Source organism: Acinetobacter sp. WCHAc010034 (assembly GCF_001696615.3).
Classification (GTDB): domain Bacteria; phylum Pseudomonadota; class Gammaproteobacteria; order Pseudomonadales; family Moraxellaceae; genus Acinetobacter.
In genome coordinates, this window is record NZ_CP032279.1 from 2,390,118 (window position 1) to 2,407,858 (window position 17,741).

The 17,741-nt window shown below is 53.1% G+C and carries 16 protein-coding genes and 4 tRNA genes; 11 read left to right on the forward strand and 9 right to left on the reverse strand.

Going from position 1 to position 17,741, the window contains the following annotated elements; genetic code table 11:
- Positions 1–33 precede the first annotated feature (33 nt).
- Positions 34–2,319: a TRAP transporter large permease subunit gene (locus BEN74_RS13075; RefSeq protein WP_068909543.1), complete on the forward strand. Its 2,286-nt coding sequence runs from the start codon at positions 34–36 to the stop codon at positions 2,317–2,319.
- A gap of 302 nt (positions 2,320–2,621) precedes the next feature.
- On the opposite strand, the gene BEN74_RS13080 is transcribed toward BEN74_RS13075, so the two are convergent.
- The 4 genes from BEN74_RS13080 to rnr all read right to left on the reverse strand — a co-directional run bounded on the left by BEN74_RS13080 (position 2,622) and on the right by rnr (position 8,672).
- On the reverse strand, positions 2,622–3,053 hold the full coding sequence (locus BEN74_RS13080; RefSeq protein ID WP_068909541.1) for a hypothetical protein: 432 nt from the start codon (positions 3,051–3,053) through the stop codon (positions 2,622–2,624).
- A gap of 16 nt (positions 3,054–3,069) precedes the next feature.
- On the reverse strand, positions 3,070–3,279 hold the full coding sequence (locus BEN74_RS13085) for a YheV family putative zinc ribbon protein (protein WP_171404935.1): 210 nt from the start codon (positions 3,277–3,279) through the stop codon (positions 3,070–3,072).
- 49 nt (positions 3,280–3,328) lie between these two features.
- On the reverse strand, positions 3,329–5,389 hold the full coding sequence (locus tag BEN74_RS13090; protein ID WP_171404892.1) for a M3 family metallopeptidase: 2,061 nt from the start codon (positions 5,387–5,389) through the stop codon (positions 3,329–3,331).
- Positions 5,390–6,212: 823 nt separating this feature from the next.
- Entirely contained in the window at positions 6,213–8,672 is a 2,460-nt protein-coding gene (gene rnr / locus BEN74_RS13095) for a ribonuclease R (protein WP_213072375.1), read from the reverse strand.
- Positions 8,673–8,788: 116 nt separating this feature from the next.
- Between rnr and BEN74_RS19480 the strand changes: the two genes are divergently transcribed.
- The 7 genes from BEN74_RS19480 to BEN74_RS13125 all read left to right on the forward strand — a co-directional run bounded on the left by BEN74_RS19480 (position 8,789) and on the right by BEN74_RS13125 (position 10,959).
- On the forward strand, positions 8,789–8,941 hold the full coding sequence (locus BEN74_RS19480; RefSeq protein ID WP_162898190.1) for a hypothetical protein: 153 nt from the start codon (positions 8,789–8,791) through the stop codon (positions 8,939–8,941).
- A tRNA-Ser gene (locus BEN74_RS13100) sits at positions 8,937–9,027 on the forward strand. The genes BEN74_RS19480 and BEN74_RS13100 overlap by 5 nt, the downstream gene beginning before the upstream one ends.
- A gap of 14 nt (positions 9,028–9,041) precedes the next feature.
- Positions 9,042–9,118, forward strand: a tRNA-Arg gene (locus BEN74_RS13105).
- A gap of 48 nt (positions 9,119–9,166) precedes the next feature.
- Positions 9,167–9,243, forward strand: a tRNA-Arg gene (locus tag BEN74_RS13110).
- Between the two features lie 271 nt (positions 9,244–9,514).
- A tRNA-Arg gene (locus tag BEN74_RS13115) sits at positions 9,515–9,591 on the forward strand.
- 200 nt (positions 9,592–9,791) lie between these two features.
- On the forward strand, positions 9,792–10,289 hold the full coding sequence (locus BEN74_RS13120) for a YcxB family protein (RefSeq protein ID WP_068909534.1): 498 nt from the start codon (positions 9,792–9,794) through the stop codon (positions 10,287–10,289).
- A gap of 28 nt (positions 10,290–10,317) precedes the next feature.
- Positions 10,318–10,959 carry a fumarylacetoacetate hydrolase family protein gene (locus BEN74_RS13125; protein ID WP_068909532.1) on the forward strand — a complete coding sequence of 214 codons (642 nt, stop codon included), beginning with the start codon at positions 10,318–10,320 and terminating at the stop codon, positions 10,957–10,959.
- A 75-nt stretch (positions 10,960–11,034) separates the two neighbouring features.
- Here the strand turns inward: BEN74_RS13125 and BEN74_RS13130 are convergent, their stop codons facing one another.
- Positions 11,035–11,904: a tetratricopeptide repeat protein gene (locus BEN74_RS13130; protein ID WP_068909530.1), complete on the reverse strand. Its 870-nt coding sequence runs from the start codon at positions 11,902–11,904 to the stop codon at positions 11,035–11,037.
- A 91-nt stretch (positions 11,905–11,995) separates the two neighbouring features.
- A complete protein-coding gene (locus BEN74_RS13135; RefSeq protein ID WP_068909528.1) occupies positions 11,996–12,799 on the reverse strand; it encodes an AraC family transcriptional regulator in 804 nt (267 codons plus the stop codon).
- Between the two features lie 103 nt (positions 12,800–12,902).
- Between BEN74_RS13135 and BEN74_RS13140 the strand changes: the two genes are divergently transcribed.
- Positions 12,903–13,847 (forward strand): DMT family transporter, encoded by a 945-nt coding sequence (locus BEN74_RS13140; RefSeq protein WP_086374261.1) that lies wholly within the window; start codon positions 12,903–12,905, stop codon positions 13,845–13,847.
- Positions 13,848–13,968: 121 nt separating this feature from the next.
- On the opposite strand, the gene BEN74_RS13145 is transcribed toward BEN74_RS13140, so the two are convergent.
- A complete protein-coding gene (locus tag BEN74_RS13145) occupies positions 13,969–15,222 on the reverse strand; it encodes a YihY family inner membrane protein (RefSeq protein ID WP_068909524.1) in 1,254 nt (417 codons plus the stop codon).
- 115 nt (positions 15,223–15,337) lie between these two features.
- On the opposite strand from BEN74_RS13145, the gene wrbA reads away from it, so the two are divergent.
- A complete protein-coding gene (gene wrbA / locus BEN74_RS13150) occupies positions 15,338–15,928 on the forward strand; it encodes an NAD(P)H:quinone oxidoreductase (protein WP_068909522.1) in 591 nt (196 codons plus the stop codon).
- 314 nt (positions 15,929–16,242) lie between these two features.
- Positions 16,243–16,428 carry a hypothetical protein gene (locus BEN74_RS13155; RefSeq protein ID WP_068909520.1) on the forward strand — a complete coding sequence of 62 codons (186 nt, stop codon included), beginning with the start codon at positions 16,243–16,245 and terminating at the stop codon, positions 16,426–16,428.
- A gap of 66 nt (positions 16,429–16,494) precedes the next feature.
- On the opposite strand, the gene BEN74_RS13160 is transcribed toward BEN74_RS13155, so the two are convergent.
- A complete protein-coding gene (locus BEN74_RS13160; RefSeq protein WP_068909518.1) occupies positions 16,495–16,899 on the reverse strand; it encodes a hypothetical protein in 405 nt (134 codons plus the stop codon).
- Positions 16,900–17,122: 223 nt separating this feature from the next.
- The gene (locus tag BEN74_RS13165) at positions 17,123–17,698 is read right to left on the reverse strand and encodes a xanthine phosphoribosyltransferase (RefSeq protein WP_068909516.1); all 576 of its coding nucleotides are present in this window, start codon (positions 17,696–17,698) and stop codon (positions 17,123–17,125) included.
- Positions 17,699–17,741: the final 43 nt, after the last annotated feature.

Here is a 17,741-nt window from a genome sequence, read left to right on the forward strand (position 1 = left end):
GCATCAAATCCGAAAATAAAAATAGGAAAATTCATGCAAAATCAATCACCAAGCAGATCAGGACTCGGCCTGCTCAGCTATATCTGGACAGAGTGGATTTCGGCTTTTGTCATTCTTTTACTGCTTTTGCTGACGCTTATCATTGGCACGGGCGAAATGATTCATGGCCAGCTGCTGCGCATGGGGGAACGCCTGTATGGCGACCCTGCAGCCGGAATGCAGTATTCATTTCTGCGCGCAGAGCCGGCCAAGCCCAGCTGTGACCGCCATCCGGATGTTGATGCGCAGGTTCAGCGCCAAATGAAGGTCAATGCTGCGGATGAGTTTGCCGATATCTTCGGCACGGCCTCGGCAGCGGATGTCCGGGCATCGATTCTGGCGGCGCAGCAGATGTGCGAAGAGCGCTACCAGTTCTATGACAAAGCGGTGAAGCATATGGATGCGCATCCAAGCATCCGCGCTTACCGGACTTTTGAAACGTCGTTTTTCGGCATTTTTAAATTCGGCACGGAAAACCGCGCCATCCTGCTGATTGTGATGGTGGTGCTGGCGGCAATCAGCGCGACGCTTAAAATTCACCATATTGGCCTGCGCGGCCCGGCAAGCAAGCTGGATTACCGGGTTTACAGCATTTTCATGGTGCTGGGCAACGGGCTGCTGGCTTTCTCCAGCATCAGCCAGTTTAATTCCATGAGGGATTCAGGCGTGCCGATGACAGGCGAAACCCTGATCATCTCCTGGATGTGGATCATTCTGTTTGCTGCGCTGACGCTGATCAGCTGCTGGCAGCTGGCCAAGCCGCCCAAAACCGCGCAGGCCGGCGGCAGCTTCGGGCTGGCCTTGCTCAGCGTGCCGCTGTATGCCTATATGGCGGTGATTACCGGGGCAGCCTTCATCTTCTTCATGGATTATCCAATGGGGCAGGGCATCTACCTTGGCCAGCTGGTGGAGTTCTCCAGCATCTTCCTCAATCTGGCGCTGTTCATCTGGGCCGGCATGCTGCTGAAGCAAACCCGCGTGGTTGACCTGTTCCTGAATATTCTGCGCCCATGGAATCTGGCGCCTGAAACACTGACCTGGCTGATTTTAATCGCTGCCGCCCTGCCGACCGCTTATACCGGCGCATCGGGGATTTTTGTGATTGCAGCCGGCGCGATTATCTATAAGGAAGTCTGGAATGCCGGCGGGCGGCGTCAGTTTGCATTGGCGGCGACGGCAATGTCCGGTTCTTTAGGCGTAGTACTGCGCCCATGCCTGCTGATTGTGGTGGTTGCCTCGCTGAATAAGGAAGTGACCACGGACTTGCTGTACCAGTATGGCGTCTATGTCTTTCTGCTGACCTCCACGCTGTTCCTGATCATTGCGCTGTTTTTTGCAGAGAACCGCTTCCGCATCGCGGCGCCGTCTGTCGCTGCGCCGAAGTCAGGCCGCGCATTTTTGGCGGTGGTGCCGTACATCGTGATTTTTGTGCTGATCTGGCTGTTCTATAAGTATTTATTATCGACAGACCTGAATGAGTTTACCGCGCCGGTCATGATGCCGGTGATTCTGCTGCTGATCGTGCTGTTTGATAAATTGCGCCATGAGCCGGCGCCGCTTCCGCCAGTCGGGCACTGGGATGAAACTTTAGCAGCCGGCAATGCGCTGCAGCCTGAGCCTGCCCTGGCGGGCGCCGCGGTTGCGGGCAATGCGGAATACCGTGACGGCATGCGCGCCGAGGCTGCGCCGGATGAGCTGGCGGTCAGCCATGCAGTTGCGCATTCCAGCGCGATGGATGTGCTGCGCAAGGTCGGCTTTTGGAAGTCGATGCATATTTCGACCAGTGAAACCGTGGGGCATATCGGCGCATTGGTCATTCTGATGGCGCTTTCGGTCAGTGTGGGCGGCCTGCTTGAGCGCACCGAAGTGATGAGCCTGTTCCCGACAGACATCAGCAGCACGTTCCTTGTGCTCAGCCTGCTCATTGCCTTAATGGTGTTTGTCGGCATGATTATGGATCCGTTTGGCGCGGTGATTCTGATTTCAGCCACCGTCGCGCCTGTGGCCTATCAGTACGGCATTCATCCTGTGCATTTCTGGATGATTACGCTGATTGGCTTTGAACTGGGCTATGTGACGCCGCCTGTGGCGCTGAATCACCTGCTGGCGCGGCAGTCGATTGGCGATGCGGAAGTGAATGAGGCGGATGCTGAAGTGCGCGGCCAGCCTTTTTACTACCGCTATGAGCGCTGGATTCTGCCGCTGATTGTGCTGTTCCCGGCCATGCTGATCATTGCCTATGTTCCTTACTTCTTCAAGCTGTTCGGCTGGTATCATTAATCAGGGGCTGAAAAGCTGTTCGGCTTAGGAAAAAAAGCATCTTCGGATTAATGCTGATCAGTTAAGCGTAATTTCATGATGACTGATTGATAAATCTCCCCTAACCCCTCTTTGAAAAAGAGGGGGATGAACAGCATTGCTGTGCAAGGAATTCAATACGGTATTGAATTTCGAAATACTCCCTCCTTTGAAAAAGGAGGGTTGGGGAGGATTAAAAATGCTTAACTGACTGGCATTACATCTTCGGATGCTTTTTGTGGAGTGCCGGCAGGCATTCCAGCGCATTAAAAAATAGAAGGCGGCTATTGCTGAGCTGCCAATTGAGCCTCCAAGAGCTTAATCTGCTCCTCTTTGAGCTTGATCAGCTGGTCAGCATCCTGATGCTGCGCTTTTAAAGCCGTTTCCTGTTCTTTCAGCTGAACTTGAATGTCTTCCAGCTTGGCCACTTCCTCTTTTGCCAGTGAGGAATTTGCAGGAACCGGCGCCTGCAGAATATCTTCTTCCACCAGTTTTGCTGTTCCGGCAGCTGCAGTTTCCTGCAAGGGTGCTGCCGGTGCAGGCTTAGCTTGCGCCGGCGCAGCTTTGGCCGCTGGAGCGCTGTCCGCCTGAGGCGGCTGCCCTTCAGCGCTGGATCCCGCCATCCACTGATATGCTAAAAATGCCGCGATAACGGCAATGATTCCCCCAATAATCCCGATTAAAAGTTTCGGGCTATTTCTTTGATCTTCAATCATTATAAAAGCCTTGTTGTTATTTCGGCTGACGCGGCTTGAATTGAATGACGCCGGTGCTGTCTGGAACCGCCGGAGCTTCCGGCTGTTCCACATGCGTCGGGCGGTTCTCGCTGTAACCGCAATCAATGCATTCAATCCACTCATCGCTGCCTGAAGTCAGCATGACCACCCGGTCCATCGCCTGGCATTTTGGACATTTTGCACCCGCAATGAAACGGCGTTTAATGGTCATCGTGCTCACCCCTGATCAAACTAAGGCCGCTAGTTTAAGCGTTTTATGATGCGTTCGTCCAACCCTGATGGCGCAGCAGCGCATCTATTTTTGGCTCGCGTCCGCGGAAATTGACAAATGCGTCAAGCGCGGCGTCTTTTCCGCCAACTGCCAGGATAAAGCGGCGGAACTCCTGCCCGGTCTGTGTATTGAAAATTCCTTCATTTTCAAAGCGGTCAAAGGCATCGCTGGCCAAAACTTCGGCCCATTTATAGGAGTAGTAGCCGGCTGCGTAGCCGCCTGCAAAAATATGGCTGAAGCCGTGCTGGAAGCGGTTATAGCTGGCTGCCGGCGCTACGGCGTATTTGGCGCGGATCTCATCCAGCACCGCTTGAATCTGCGCAGCATTCAGCGCCGGCGTCTGCTTGTGAATGTTTAAGTCAAACAGGGCAAATTCAATCTGGCGCAGAGTCTGCATGCCGGACTGGAAGAAGCGCGCATCCAGCAGGGCGGCCAGCAGTTCCTGCGGCAGGGCCTGCCGGCTTTCGATATGCTCGCTCAGCAAATCGAGGCTTTCTTTGTCCCAGGTCCAGAATTCCATGAACTGGCTTGGCAGCTCAACCGCATCCCATGCCACGCCGTGCGTGCCCGCGACGGCAATGTTGTCGACTTCGGTCAGCATATGGTGCAGGCCGTGGCCGAATTCATGGAATAAGGTATTCACTTCATCATGGGTGAGCAGCGCTGGCTGATCGCCCACAGGCGGAGTAAAGTTGCAGACCATGTAGCAAATCGGTTTCTGCAGGCCATTTCCGGTCTGCATGCGCGAGCGGAAGCCGCTCATCCATGCGCCACCGCGCTTGCCGCTGCGGGCATACAGGTCAAAGTAGAAGCCGCCAAGGACACTGCCTTGCTCTTCCAGTTCAAAATAGCGCGCATCGGGGTGCCAGACCGGCGCTTCGCGCTCGACAATATTGATGCCGTACAGGCGGCTGACAATGCTGAACAGGCCCTGCAGGATTTTAGGCGCCGGGAAGTAGGGCTTCAGGGCTTCCTGCGACAGATTGAACTGGCGCATTTTCAGCTTCTCAGAATAGTAGCCGGTATCCCACGGCTGCAGGTCTGCAATGCCGTCTTCGGCAGCCATGGCTTTCAGCTCGGCAATTTCCTGTTCGGCCGGCTTGCGGGCATGTTCCGCCAAATCAATCAGGAATTGATGCACCGTGGCCACATCCGGCGCCATCTTGCTGGCCAAGGAAAATTCGGCATAGCTGCCGAAGCCCAGCAGCTGCGCCATTTCCTGACGCAGGCTGAGGATTTCCTCCATGACCGGGGTGTTGTCAAATTCCGGATTGCCTTGCTCGGAGGCCCGGGTGGTGTAGGCTCTATACAGTTCTTCACGCAGTCCGCGGTCCGCCGCATAGGTCATAATGGCCATGTAGGACGGAATATCCAGTGTGGCTGCCGGCTGCTGCAGTCCGCGCTGCTGGCCGTACTGCTGCAGCAGGGCAATGCTGCTTTGCGGCAGGCCTTTCAGCTGCGCATCGGCCAGCGGTTTGCAATAGGCTTGAGTGGCGTCCAGCACATGATTGGAAAAGTCTGAGGACAGCTGCGACAGGCGCGCCGAAATTTCCGCATAGCGCTTTTTGGCTTCGCCTTCCAAGGCTACGCCGGACAGCTTGAAGTCGCGCAGGGCTAGCTTGATGGCGCTTTGCTGGGCTGCCGGCAGCGCGGCGAAGGCGTCCGAATCCTGCACCTGCTGATAGGTTTGATACAGCGCCGTGTGCTGGCCGAGTTCGGTATAGTATTTGCTGAGGGCCGGCAGCAGCGACTGGTAGACTTCGCGGGTTTCGGTGTTGTTCATCACCGCATTGAGGTGCGACAGCACGCCCCAGGATTCGCTTAAGTTGTTTTCCAGCAAATCGACCTGAGCTAATACGCTGAGCTGCGCCTGAATGGTGTCCGGCACGGCAGCCAGCTGTTTTAAAAACGTTTGCCCCTGCTGAATGGCCTGTTCAATCTGCGCTTTCAGCTGATCCAAGGTGATTTGATCGAACTGCGGTACAGGCAAGGTCGCCTTTTCTAATGTCATTGCTTCAGCCAGTTTATCTTTTAAGTTACTCATAGATGTCGGGGCCGCCATGCGGGAAATCAAGGCTCGGCATGGATTTATTGCGCTTTATTCTCCGGCGGTTTTTTGATGTGAATGCCCTTGATTTCATGAATATAGGCGCCGAGCGGGCTTTCACTCAGGCTCAGCTGGAGCAGGGTCTTTGATGCTGCATCTGCTGATATTCGGGCTGGCGTTAAAGCGAAAACCGGAGCGCTGCGCGTTCACTGAAGCTATTTTCTGCTGTTTTTACAGCTGAAGTGTATAACTAAATTCCAAAGTCTATGAATCATTACCTATAAAATATGACTGCGCTGGATTTTAGCTGCGTTAACTACTTCGACAATTAACGATAACGCTTGCACTGCCTCATTTTTGCTTTAGAAATTTAGATGCCTTTGCGCAGGCAAATCCCGACTTTGGAAAGACCCAAAGTCGGCAAAAGTCTTTTGTTGCCCATACACGGCATCCTGAGCTGGTTTTAAGCACTGCTTTAAAATGCAGCGCAAGGATGGGCAACGTGCGGCATCCATGCCGCACTCGCGTATCCAGCGTTTATTTGATGCTAGGGCCTAGAAAACTCGAAGCTGAAGGAATTTCCGCGGAGTCGTTTAAAAAACTTAGCCATCATATAGTTGAGTTTTGAAATCCGTATCACACATAATCTCCCATAAAATATGCTTTCATTAGATTTTGTATGTGGCAGCTATTTAGATAATTGGCTATACAGTGCGGATGGCTAGCTGATCAGATTGAGCTAAAGCAGCGCAATAAAGCAGACAGGCAAACTCAGCAGAATAAAAAAGAGCGCCGAAGCGCTCTCTTTAAAGCTGGAAAATTACTCAGTCTTGGCTTTCGCGTTGGACTTTTTCTTTTTCGCCTTGGCTTTTTTCTTCACTTTATCTTTAGCCTTTGCTTCAGATTTGCCTGAAGATTTTTTAGCAGGCTTTGCGCCGTATGAACTGGGTTTGGATTTGGACTTTTTTTTGCGAAAGGGACGGTCTCCATCTTCACCGGGATTCGCTTTGGCGCGTTCAGTAAACACTTCCTCTTTGGCTTCAGCGCGCGGCGCAGGCTTGGCCTCACTGCGAAGCGCCGGTTTGGCGGTGCGCGGCGCGCGGCTGCGCACGGGGCGGCCCGCATGAGTCAGCTGCTGCAGCAGTTCAAAGTCAATTTTGCGCTCTTCAAGATTTACGCCGGCGACTTTAATTTTAACTTCGTCGCCTAGGCTGAAGGTTTGCCCATGGCCTTGGCCAACCAGGCTCTGGCTTGGCTGATCAAAAGCAAAGAAGTCATCGCCCAGCTGGCTGACATGAATCATGCCGTCCACATATAAGTCTTTCAGGGTCACGAACAGGCCAAATTCTGCAACGGCGGAAATCGTCCCGATAAACTCTTCACCCAAATGCTGCTTCATATAATGGCATTTCAGCCAGGTCGTGACAGAGCGCGAGGCTTCGTCTGCGCGCCGTTCAGTGGCGGAGAAGTGCTCGCCGGCGTCATCCAGCGCAGCGCCGGAAAGCGGATAAGGCTTTTTCTTCAGCTGAGCTTTAATGGCGCGGTGCAGCAGCAGGTCAGGGTAGCGGCGGATTGGCGAAGTGAAGTGCGTATAGGCTTCATAAGCCAGGCCGAAGTGGCCTGAGTTGCTGGCGCCGTAATAGGCCTGCATCATGGAGCGCAGCAGCACCGCATGAATGCTTGGCGCATCAATGCGGTCTTTGGTGGCTTCAATTACCGCCTGATAGTCCGCCTGCGTCGGCTGTTCAGGGAAATTCATGCCCAGCAGCTTCACGAAGTCGCGGACTTTCTGAATGCGCGAGAACTCCGGCGGCTCATGCACGCGGTACAGCATTGGAATTTCATTCTTCAATGCATAGTCGGCGGCAGCGACGTTGGCCAGCAGCATGCATTCTTCAATCAGCTTGTGCGCATCGTTGCGCGAACGCGGCAGGATTTCCTTGATGCCGCCCAGCTCGTCAAAAGTCATATAGGTTTCGACGGTTTCAAATTCCATAGCGTGGCGTTCTGCGCGCAAGCCTTTCAGCACCTGATACAGCTGGAACAGGGTATTCAGGGATTTGCGCACATCGCGGTTTTCCGGAACCGCGCTGCCGTCGCCTTCAAAATACTGCGCCACCTGCGTATAGGTCAGGCGCGCTTGGGAATGCATCACCGAAGGGTAGAACTCAAAACCGGTCACGCGCCCGGCGCGGGACAGTTTCAAATCGCAGACCATGCACAGGCGGTCAACATCCGGATTCAAAGAGCACAGGCCATTCGACAGCGCTTCAGGCAGCATCGGCAGCACATAATGCGGGAAGTAGACCGAGGTGCCGCGCTCCTGCGCTTCATCATCCAAAGGCTTGCCGACCCGCACATAATGGCTGACGTCGGCAATTGCAACCACCACGCGGTAGCCGCCGCCTGGGCGCTTTTCCGCATATACGGCATCGTCAAAGTCGCGGGCATCTTCGCCGTCAATGGTGACTAAAGGCAGGTCGCGCAGGTCAATGCGGCCTTCGCGGTCCTGCGCGGAAGGCTCTTTAAAGCTTTCGGCTTCCTGAATCACTTCTTCAGGGAATTCATACGGCAGGCCGTATTCCAGAATAGTTTGCGGAATAATGATTTCGGTATCGGCTTTGTCCGCCATGGACTGCACAATATGGCCCGTGGCGAATTCTTCCTTGGTTGGATAGCTGTCAATGGCGACCCGGACCGAATCGCCCAGATTGACTTTGGCATGCTCAATCAGCTCTTTTTCCAAAGTGATCGGCTGATGCGCATTCGGGCTGGCTGGCTGAATAAAGTATTCGCCGTCATGAATGGAGACTTTGCCGATGATTTCCTTGACGCGGTGCTGCAGCACTTCGCTGATAAAGCCCCAGGCTTTGCCTTTGCGGTCAACAGAAGTCTGGCGCACTTTAATGCGGTCGCCGTTGAACACCTGGCGCAGCTCGCGCTCAGGCAGCAGCAGGTCATCCTGGCCTGAAATATTGGCTGTGCCCATGCCTTTAGAATTGATATAAACCGTCGCTTCATGGGTCGGCTGCTCTTCCGCCAGCTGAAATTTAAAGCCGTCTTTCATCAGCTGTCCATCACGCACCATGGCAATTAAGCGGTGGCTCAGGGCATCAATGCTTTTCTGATCGGCCATTTCAAAGTGTTCGACAAAATCCGCATGCGACAATGCAGTTTTCTGCTGTTCAATAGTGTCCAAAATCAGCTTGCGGCTGGGAATTGGATTTTCATAGCGTTCGGCTTCAGCTTTTGCTTCAGGGTCGACCCAATTTTTCATAATGTCTTTGGCTTCAAGTCAGAAGGTTAGGTTTAGCATAAGACATGCAGCGGGATACTGCACGCAAATGATTGCAATATTGTATTTTAAATTGGCATTTTACGGCGTTTGCAGTTTTTATGGACGGGATTGCCGGTTTTTTTGCCGGTTTAGCGCGAAATGCTGCGGAATTGCTTAAAAAGTATTTAATTGAGCAGAAATATGCAAAAAAGATCGGCTCTGAGCTTGCAGCGCATGGGCGAAGTTTGTATTATGGCCGCACGTTACGGTGAGATGGGTGAGTGGCTGAAACCACGTCCCTGCTAAGGACGCATATCCATTACGGGTATCGAGGGTTCGAATCCCTCTCTCACCGCCAACTTTACTTATGTCGCGCTCATAGCTCAGCTGGATAGAGCACTTGGCTACGAACTAAGGGGTCGGGAGTTCGAATCTCTCTGAGCGCACCAATAAGTAAACTGTATGTAACGCACTGCCTGAATTGGCACACAAGTAATGCGCTCATAGCTCAGCTGGATAGAGCACTTGGCTACGAACTAAGGGGTCGGGAGTTCGAATCTCTCTGAGCGCACCAACTTGAACAATCAACCGCTTTTACAGCGGTTTTTTTGTGCCTGAAATTTGGCGCTTGCGGCAGCGCGCAGGAAAACAGCCTGCGCGGGGCTGTCATAAGATGGATCAATACGCGCTAAAGCGGCCAGAGGACAGGGCCGGCCTGCAAATTTGGCGGTAAAATCGCCGCTCAAGGCGCGGTATGGCTAAATACTAGGCGTTCAAGCGGATTTGGCTGAATTGCCTCTTAACAAACTGAAAAAATCCCGTATAATGCACCTCATCAAGACATCGCGCTCATAGCTCAGCTGGATAGAGCACTTGGCTACGAACTAAGGGGTCGGGAGTTCGAATCTCTCTGAGCGCACCAACTTGATCAAGTCTTAAAAACCGCACATTGATGCGGTTTTTTTGCGTCTGGGCAATGGAAAATAAATATAAGTTTCCGGCTGATGCGGTTTCGCCGCGGTCACGCCGGGCATATGGCTGAAATTGGAAAAAGAATAAGGAAAATGCGCAATCTGGTGTAGTATTCAGCTTAATTTATATGAATTATGTACTGATAAGCATATGTCTGACACTCAACCCGCATTATCGCTGCGCTATTTTCTGAATCTGGAGGAGTCGCAGGACGGCTTTGCCTTGGCGACGTTTGGCAAAAAGCAGTTTACCCGCTTTATCACCCCGGTCATCAGCCTGGCGATTATCGGCTGGGGCTTTTATCTGGGCTTCAATGGCGTTGGCCGCTACTATGTGGCGCTGGGCACGTTCTTCCTGATCATGCAGATCTTAATGCGCTACTGGTTCCTGCCGATGATGTTCAAGCGCCAGTTTGTCAAATATCAATTCGGCAAAAGCGAGCAGGGCATTGACCTGTATCAGGACTATGGCGAACTGCATGCCAATGGCCGAAAGAACACTTTCAATTATGCCGAAGTGGCCAATTTCGCTTCCGGCAAGCTGACCTATATGCTGGAAATGAAAAACCGCACCGTGGTGATTGTGCCGAAGCGCGCATTCCAGAATCCAGCCGATCAGGCCATATTTGAAAACACCTTTAAAAAGTAAGCAGCGCTAAGGCGGCAAGGGGAAAATCATGAATGCACGTCCATCAAAAATTGTCTGCGTTGGCCGCAGCTATGCAGACCATGCAAGAGAACTGGGCAATGCCGTGCCGGACCGCCCTGTTTTATTCATCAAGCCGCCCAGCGCATTGAGTTCTCTGCAGGACGGCATTGCATGGAATACTGCCTTAGGCAGCTGCCATTATGAATGTGAATTGTCTTTGCGCATTGACCGTCCGCTGAAGGCTGAAACCGATCCGCTCAAAGCTTTGGAAGCTGTAGGCGCGGTAACTTTGGGTCTGGATTTGACCCTGCGTGATCTGCAGGATGAGCTGAAGCAAAAGGGCCATCCGTGGGAACGCGCCAAAGCCTATGATGGCTCATGCATTCTGTCAGATTGGATTGCAGCCGGTGAGGCGGTGAGTGACTGGAATAATGTGCATTACACCCTGCATGTAAATGATGCGCTGCGCCAAAAAGGCGATACATCGCATTTGATTTTTGACATCGGCGCGCTGCTGGCGGAGATCAGCCAAGTGTTTACTTTGGAAGCCGGCGATGTGGTGATGACCGGCACTCCGGCAGGCGTGGCTGCGCTGCAGCCCGGCGATCAGCTGAAGCTGACGCTGCAAGGCAAGGCGCAGGATTATGTCTGGAATACTTTTGTGAAGTAAGTGATAAATGGCGGAAACAGGACTGCAATGCTGCAGTCCTTTTTTATGCCGAATAATTGCGTTGCCAGACGGCGTTCACTGCGCAGCTGCGCTGTCAGTTCCCTCCAGATTCCGCCTGCCATTTTCAGCGCTGCCCTGCATGTCAAATGGGCGGGCCTGATCTGCGTCAATATTGGAAGAACGGTTTTTTGAAGCGCCATTGAACATGTTTTCATATTCTTTGGGCGTGAGGTAAATCTGATTGCGGCCTGAAATTTTATTTTTGCCGCTGATATAGGCGCCTGAAGTGTTCCAGGCGCGCGGTATTTTAACCTGATTTTTATCAATATGGTACAGATAGGCATTATAGCTGCCGGCAGTTAGGTAAAAAGGCGGATAAGGGGCGACATGGCCGTAAATTGTATTTTTGGATCTGTGATGCGCCATGACTGCGCCGCGCCGCAAGCGCTCCTGAAAAACTTTTTGAGCCAGTAAGCAGCCTTGCCGGGCAGAGCGCTCATACCAGCGCATTGCCAGATGCGGGTCTTCAATCAGCCCCAATCCCATGTCATGCATCCACGCGGCTGCATACTGCGCCTGCGCGTCACCCTGCCTGGCCTGCAGGTAAATCCAGCTGGCCAGCAGGCTGTTGCCTTTATCCAGCTGTTCAGAAAGGAAAAGGTCTGCCTCCGCATTGCCTTGCAGCGCCTGCCGGCGCAGCCATTGAAAGGCATCGGCATTGCCCTGCAGGGCAGCTTTCCGGCGCCAGTGCAGGCTTTGCCCGGGATCTTTTGCTGTGCCTTTGCCTTGCTCATAGTATTGCCCCAGCTGCGCCTGCGCCGCGGCGCTGCCGGATTGCGCCGCTTTCAAGGCGGACTGAAAGGCTTTCTCATCGGCTGAACTGCAGCCTGTAAGCAGCGCGCTGCTGAGGCAAAGCAGGCATAAGGCGGAGGCTGTAATTTTCATTGCCGTGACTGTTTTTAGATTTATATTTGCACATCATATACAGTCTGCTTTTAGAGTAAATACAGGAAAATAAATAATTTCAGCGCAGGCTTTAAGCCCGCAGAGCAGGCGCCTGATGCAGCTTGCGGAACTGGTCGGGCGTGATTTTCATCCAGCGCTTAAACAGGTTAATAAAGGCTGAAGCATTGGCATAGCCTAAATCCAGCGCAATGCTTTCGACCTTTCTGCCCTCATTCAGCATGCTCATGGATTTTATGATCTTAAGGCGCTGGCGCCATTCATGCAGTGACATGCCCAGCTCCTTTTGGCTGCAGCGGGCCAGAGTGCGCTCAGTCATATTGGCCATGCGCGCCAATTGCGCCAGCGTGCTGCTGTCCGCAGGATGCTGATGCAGATAATCCAGAATCTGCATCAGCGCAGGGTGTTCCGAATGCGGCAGATAGCTGCTGACCTGCGGCGCCTGCTGCAGCTGATCCAGCAGCACCTGCAGCAGGCGCTGATGCGCTGCCGAATTTTCCTGCTGGGGGCGTTGCCTTAAATGCTCAAAAATGGCCGGAACCAGCGCCGGGCTGAGCAGAATTCCCGCCTGCCGCGGCATCTGGCCGCACAGGCTCTCATGCACATACAGCGTGCCATGCGATACCGCGGTGCGGTTCAGGCTGCTGTGCTGCAAATTCGGCGGCAGCCAGATGCCGTACGGCGGCGGGGTAATGTAATCCATCTGATCAATATGCACTTCCATCACGCCGTTAAAGGCGTAAATAAACTCGCCCCAGGCGTGGCCATGCGCAGGATAGACCGACTGCGCCGGGTCGCTGCGGAAGCTGATCCACAGCGGCGCCTGAATTGCATCATTGGTTTTCAGCTGCCGCTGAGCCGCCTTGAATTGCGCCATGCTGAAATTGCCTGAATAAGAAGATATCTTGTCTGTTTTGAATTATATCTTTTATTTCTGACAGATTTATAGTGTGCATATTCTGAACAGTTGAGTAAGCATGGTGAAACAGCGCAAGGCGCTGGATGCGCAGGCGTCCGGCTTAATGATTTTACTGTGCATGATTTGGGGCATGCAGCAGGCGGTGCTGAAGCTGGCTGCACCTGATATTGCGCCCATCATGCAGATAGCGCTGCGTTCCGGGCTGGCGGCCCTGCTGGTGCTTCCATTCATTCGGCTGCCGCAGGGGACGCACCTGTATGCGAAGGAGTATCTGCTGCCGGGCATTTGGCTGGCTTTTTTGTTCTCTGCTGAATTTCTGCTGGTGGCCGAAGCGCTGCGTTATACCTCGGCGTCGCATGTGGCGGTGCTGCTGTATACCGCGCCGGTTTTTGTAGCGCTGGGCCTGCACTGGAAACTGCCGGCTGAAAAGCTATCGCTGATTCAATGGGGCGGCATTTTTCTGGCCTTTTCCGGCATTGCGCTGTCCTTTACCGGGCGCGGCCAGCCCTCTGACCCGGCGTCCTCTCAGGCGCTGTTCGGCGATGTTCTGGCTTTGCTGGCCGGCGCAATGTGGGCGCTGACCACCATTTCACTGCGCCTTGGCCGGCTGTCTGAGGCGCCGGCCGCGCAAACTCTGTTTTACCAGCTGGCAGGCTGCTTCATTTTCCTCACGCCGGCTGCATGGCTGAGCGGGCAGAGCGCCGTGCACTGGTCAGCCATTGCGCTTGGCAGCATGCTGTTTCATGTGCTGATCATGTGTTTTTTCAGCCTGATGCTGTGGTTCTGGCTGCTGCGCAAATATCTGGCCAACGGCTTGGGAGTGTTTTCATTTTTAACGCCAATTTTCGGCATCATCTTTGGCGTGGCGCTGCTGGATGAGCGGATTGAGCTGAATTTTATTTTCGGCACAGCCTTGGTCATGGCTGGCGTAATGACAGTTAGCCTGCATGTATGGATCGGGCGCGTTTTTGGCCTTGGCTTGAAGCGCTTTAAGGCCATGCGCTAGCTCATGCTGCGGCTTGAACTGCTCGGGCCTGAGCATCCTGTGGGCCAGCTTGATATAAAAGCTAACCGCTTTTTCTGCAGACTGGCTTTTAATTTGCTGTGCGGCTTTTGCCTGCCAGCTGCTACTTTTTCTCAAAAATCGCCGACAGCGGAATCGCCAGCTTGGCGGCCAGATAGTCGTCCGATTCAATCAGCGCCGGGCCGATTTTTTCCATCCATTGATCATCGGAAAACACATGGCCCAGATCTTTGCGGTGCGGCAGCGGATAAGGCAGCTGTGAATAGAAGCTCCAGAAATCGACCTGCGCCAGGTTGCGCACCAGAACATAATTGTTGTCATCGGTGCGCATCAGCAGATTCTGTTTTTCCAGCATCAGCACATACGAAGGCCAGCGCCCGATTTCCTCGCGCCCCAGCACGTCCAGCGCCTCGGCTTCAGTCACGCTTTGCCCGACCTGCTGCTTCTTGTAAAAAAGCTCCAGCAAGTCCAGCAGCATAATCACCGGATGGCGCTTGCGCTGCCGGTGGGTATCGGCATTGAAGGCCGTCAAGGCATAGCTGATTTCCACGCCCAGCAGCACAATATTCCATGACAGGAAAATCCACAGCAGGAAAATCGGCACGGCAGCGAATGCGCCGTAAATAATTTCATAGCTGGTGAAATTCGACATCACAAAGCCGAACAGGTGCTTCAGCAGCTCAAACAGGGTCGCGCTGAATGCGCCGGCGAACAGGGCGGCTTTCAGCGGTACAGTGCGGTTGGGAATGGTCCAGTTGAGAATGAAAAAGCCCAGAATGGTCAGCGAAAATGAAATGCACCAGAAAATAAAGGCGCCATTCAGCTCATAGCCGGCAAAATTATTGCTCAGCACGTTGATTGAGGCCACCGCAGAGGAAATCACGAATGCGCTGCCGAGCAGAATCGGCCCCAGCGAAATAATAGTCCAGTAGCGCATGAAGCCTAAAATGCCGCCGCGGGTTTCGCGCACCCGCCAGATGCGGTTGAAGACGGTTTCAATGCTGGTCAGCATCATCACCGTGGTCACGAACAGAAACAGCACGCCAATGACTGTTAAATTGCTGGATTTGTCGGTAAAGGCATTCAGCGCCTTGTCAAAAGCAATGGTGGTTTTTGGCAGGAAATTGCTATAAATCAGCTGCTGCAGCTGCTGGCGCGCAGGCTCCAGCGCCTTGATGGATGAAATAATCACCAGAAAAACCGTCAGCATCGGCACCACGGCAAACAGCGTGGTATAGGTCAAAGAGCCGGCCTGTTCGCGGCAGCGGTCGGCTTCAAAACGCCTTATGACAAATAAAACAAACTGAAACCATTTCTTGTCATAAAAGGGAAGTTTTTTTAAATGTGCTTCGATCATGCGCTAAAGTCTCAATTTTTTTTAATCATCTTTCTCAATTTTAACCGCTAAGCTTAACCAAAACACCGGAAAAATACCGTATAGTTTTCATTTTTAATGGCATTTATAAAAAATTATGCAGCCTTACGTTCTCGTGCTTTATTACAGCAAATATGGATCGACCAAAGAAATGGCGCATTTGATTGCCGACGGCGCTGAAGCTGCCGGCGTGGCCGTCAAAATCCGCACAGTGCCGAATATCGCTGCGGTGGTGACTGAAGCGGCGCCGAGCATTCCGGAAGCCGGCGATATTTACTGCACTTTGGATGATCTGGCCGGCTGCGCAGGCTTGGCGCTGGGTTCGCCGACGCGCTTTGGCAATATGGCGTCAGAAATGAAATACTTTTTAGACCAGACCACCAGCCTCTGGCTGAGCGGCGCGCTGCACGGCAAGCCGGCCTGCGTATTTACCGCATCCGGCTCAATGCATGGCGGGCAGGAAAGCACGCTGCTGAGCATGCTGCCGCCGCTGTTTCACCACGGCATGATGGTGATGGGCTTAAGCAATGCGCAGCCGGCGCTGTCCAATACCAGAACCGGCGGCACGCCGTATGGCGCCAGCCATGTCAGCGGGGCGCGCCATGACCAGCCGCTCAGCCAGGATGAAAAGCTCCTCTGCGCAGCGCAGGGCCGGCGCCTGGGCGAGGTGGTGAAAAAGCTGGCCTAAGCCGGCGGATTTCTGCCTGAACAGCGGCTGATGCGGCGCGGGAAATCCAGACGGTTTTCCGCGTTTTTTATTTGCCCGGCTGCCGGATGAGCCAAAAAACCAAGAAAATTCCATCAATAATAAGCCGGATAAAGCATGACTTGCGCTGCGTTTTAAATACCTAATTTCAGGGATATAAAATAACTAAGCAATCGATTTAAATAGGCTTTCTTTGCAGGCGGAACATTTTCCGCATGCGGTTATTCCTCTAAATCGCCCAGCGGATCTTGGGAAATTTACTGGATTTTTTATTTTAATTATTCTTGGGGGCTTTGATGCGTTCACATCAATTTTTTATGGCGTTGGCGGCTGCTGCGGCTTTAACCGCATCTTCTTTCACTGCGGCGGCAGCGGTTGTGCATACGCTTGACTTTCCTGCAGCCAAAGCGGAGCAGGACTGCAGCGCGCAGCAGAATACCGTCAAGGCCGAAGCCAAGCCGGTTTCCGGCATCGCCAATTAAGCTGGACGGCAAGGCGGGATCAGCTTCTGCCTTGCTGTGCTGAAAGCAGCGCATTGTGCGCTGCTTTTATTTTTCATCTTTTACCGCGGCTTCAGTTTTTGCATTGAAGCGGTATTTGCACTTTTGGCACTGATAGTCCTGAAAGATATTCTGATCGACAATTACGCCGGCTTTTTTGCCAAAGCGGTGCCCGAGAAAGCCGCCGGTAATGCCGACGCTGATGGCGCCGACAAAAGTGCCGATGGTGCCGCCCATAATGACGCCCAGCGGGCCGGCTGCCGCGCCAATCGCCGCGCCGATGGATGCGCCGGAAGCCGCGCCGCCGACGGTTCCGGCAGCTGTTCCTGCGCCGCTGAGCAGCACGCCGCCGATTTTCTGCAGATGCTGTTCGTGATTGCGCGCTTCAACTTCCGCTGAGCCGCATTTGGGGCATTGAATGGTCTGCTGCGCTGCGGGATGCTCTGTATTCATGACGCTGTATGGCCTTAATGAAAAAGGGAAGGGCTTTGGCTGCTATTGTAGCTGTACGATAGCGCTTTTCTGAAGCTGCGGAAGCGCCCAAATATGGAAATTTTGTAATGATGCTGAAGATTTTCCGGGTTTTTGGCGGCGCAAGCTTTGGCCGGCGCGCCATTGATTGCCGGCAATAAAAAAGAGCGCAATTGCGCTCTTTGATTTTTCAGCTGAATTGGCCTCAGTCACGGACAAATTCAACAGTGCCATTGGCCAAAGACTTCACGCGAGCCAAAGACTCTACGCGGTAGCCTTTTTCAATCAGGAAATCGCGGCCCGGCTGGAACGATTTTTCAATCACAATGCCAATGCCGACCACTTCAGCATCCGCCTGATGAATTAAGTCCGCTAAGCCTAATGCAGCCTGGCCATTCGCCAGGAAGTCATCAATCACTAAAACTTTGTCTTCAGCGCTGATATGCTTTTTGGAAATCGCAATAGTGCTTTCAATCTGCTTGGTGAAAGAGAATACTTTAGAGCGGTATAAATCATCTTTTAAAGTTAAAGACTGGTATTTGCGTGCAAAAATAACCGGAACGCCAAGCTCTAAACCTGCCATCACCGCTGGCGCAATGCCGGACGCTTCAATGGTAATAATTTTCGTGATGCCTGCATCTTTAAACAGGCGCGCAAATTCTTGGCCAATCTGCTGCATCATCACAGGGTCAATTTGGTGGTTTAAGAAAGAATCGACTTTCAGAACTTCTTCAGACAGAACGATACCTTCAGCTAAGATTTTCTGTTCTAGTGCATGCACGGGAGAATCCTCAAGGGCAGGTGCTTTTTAAAGCAAACGCGTA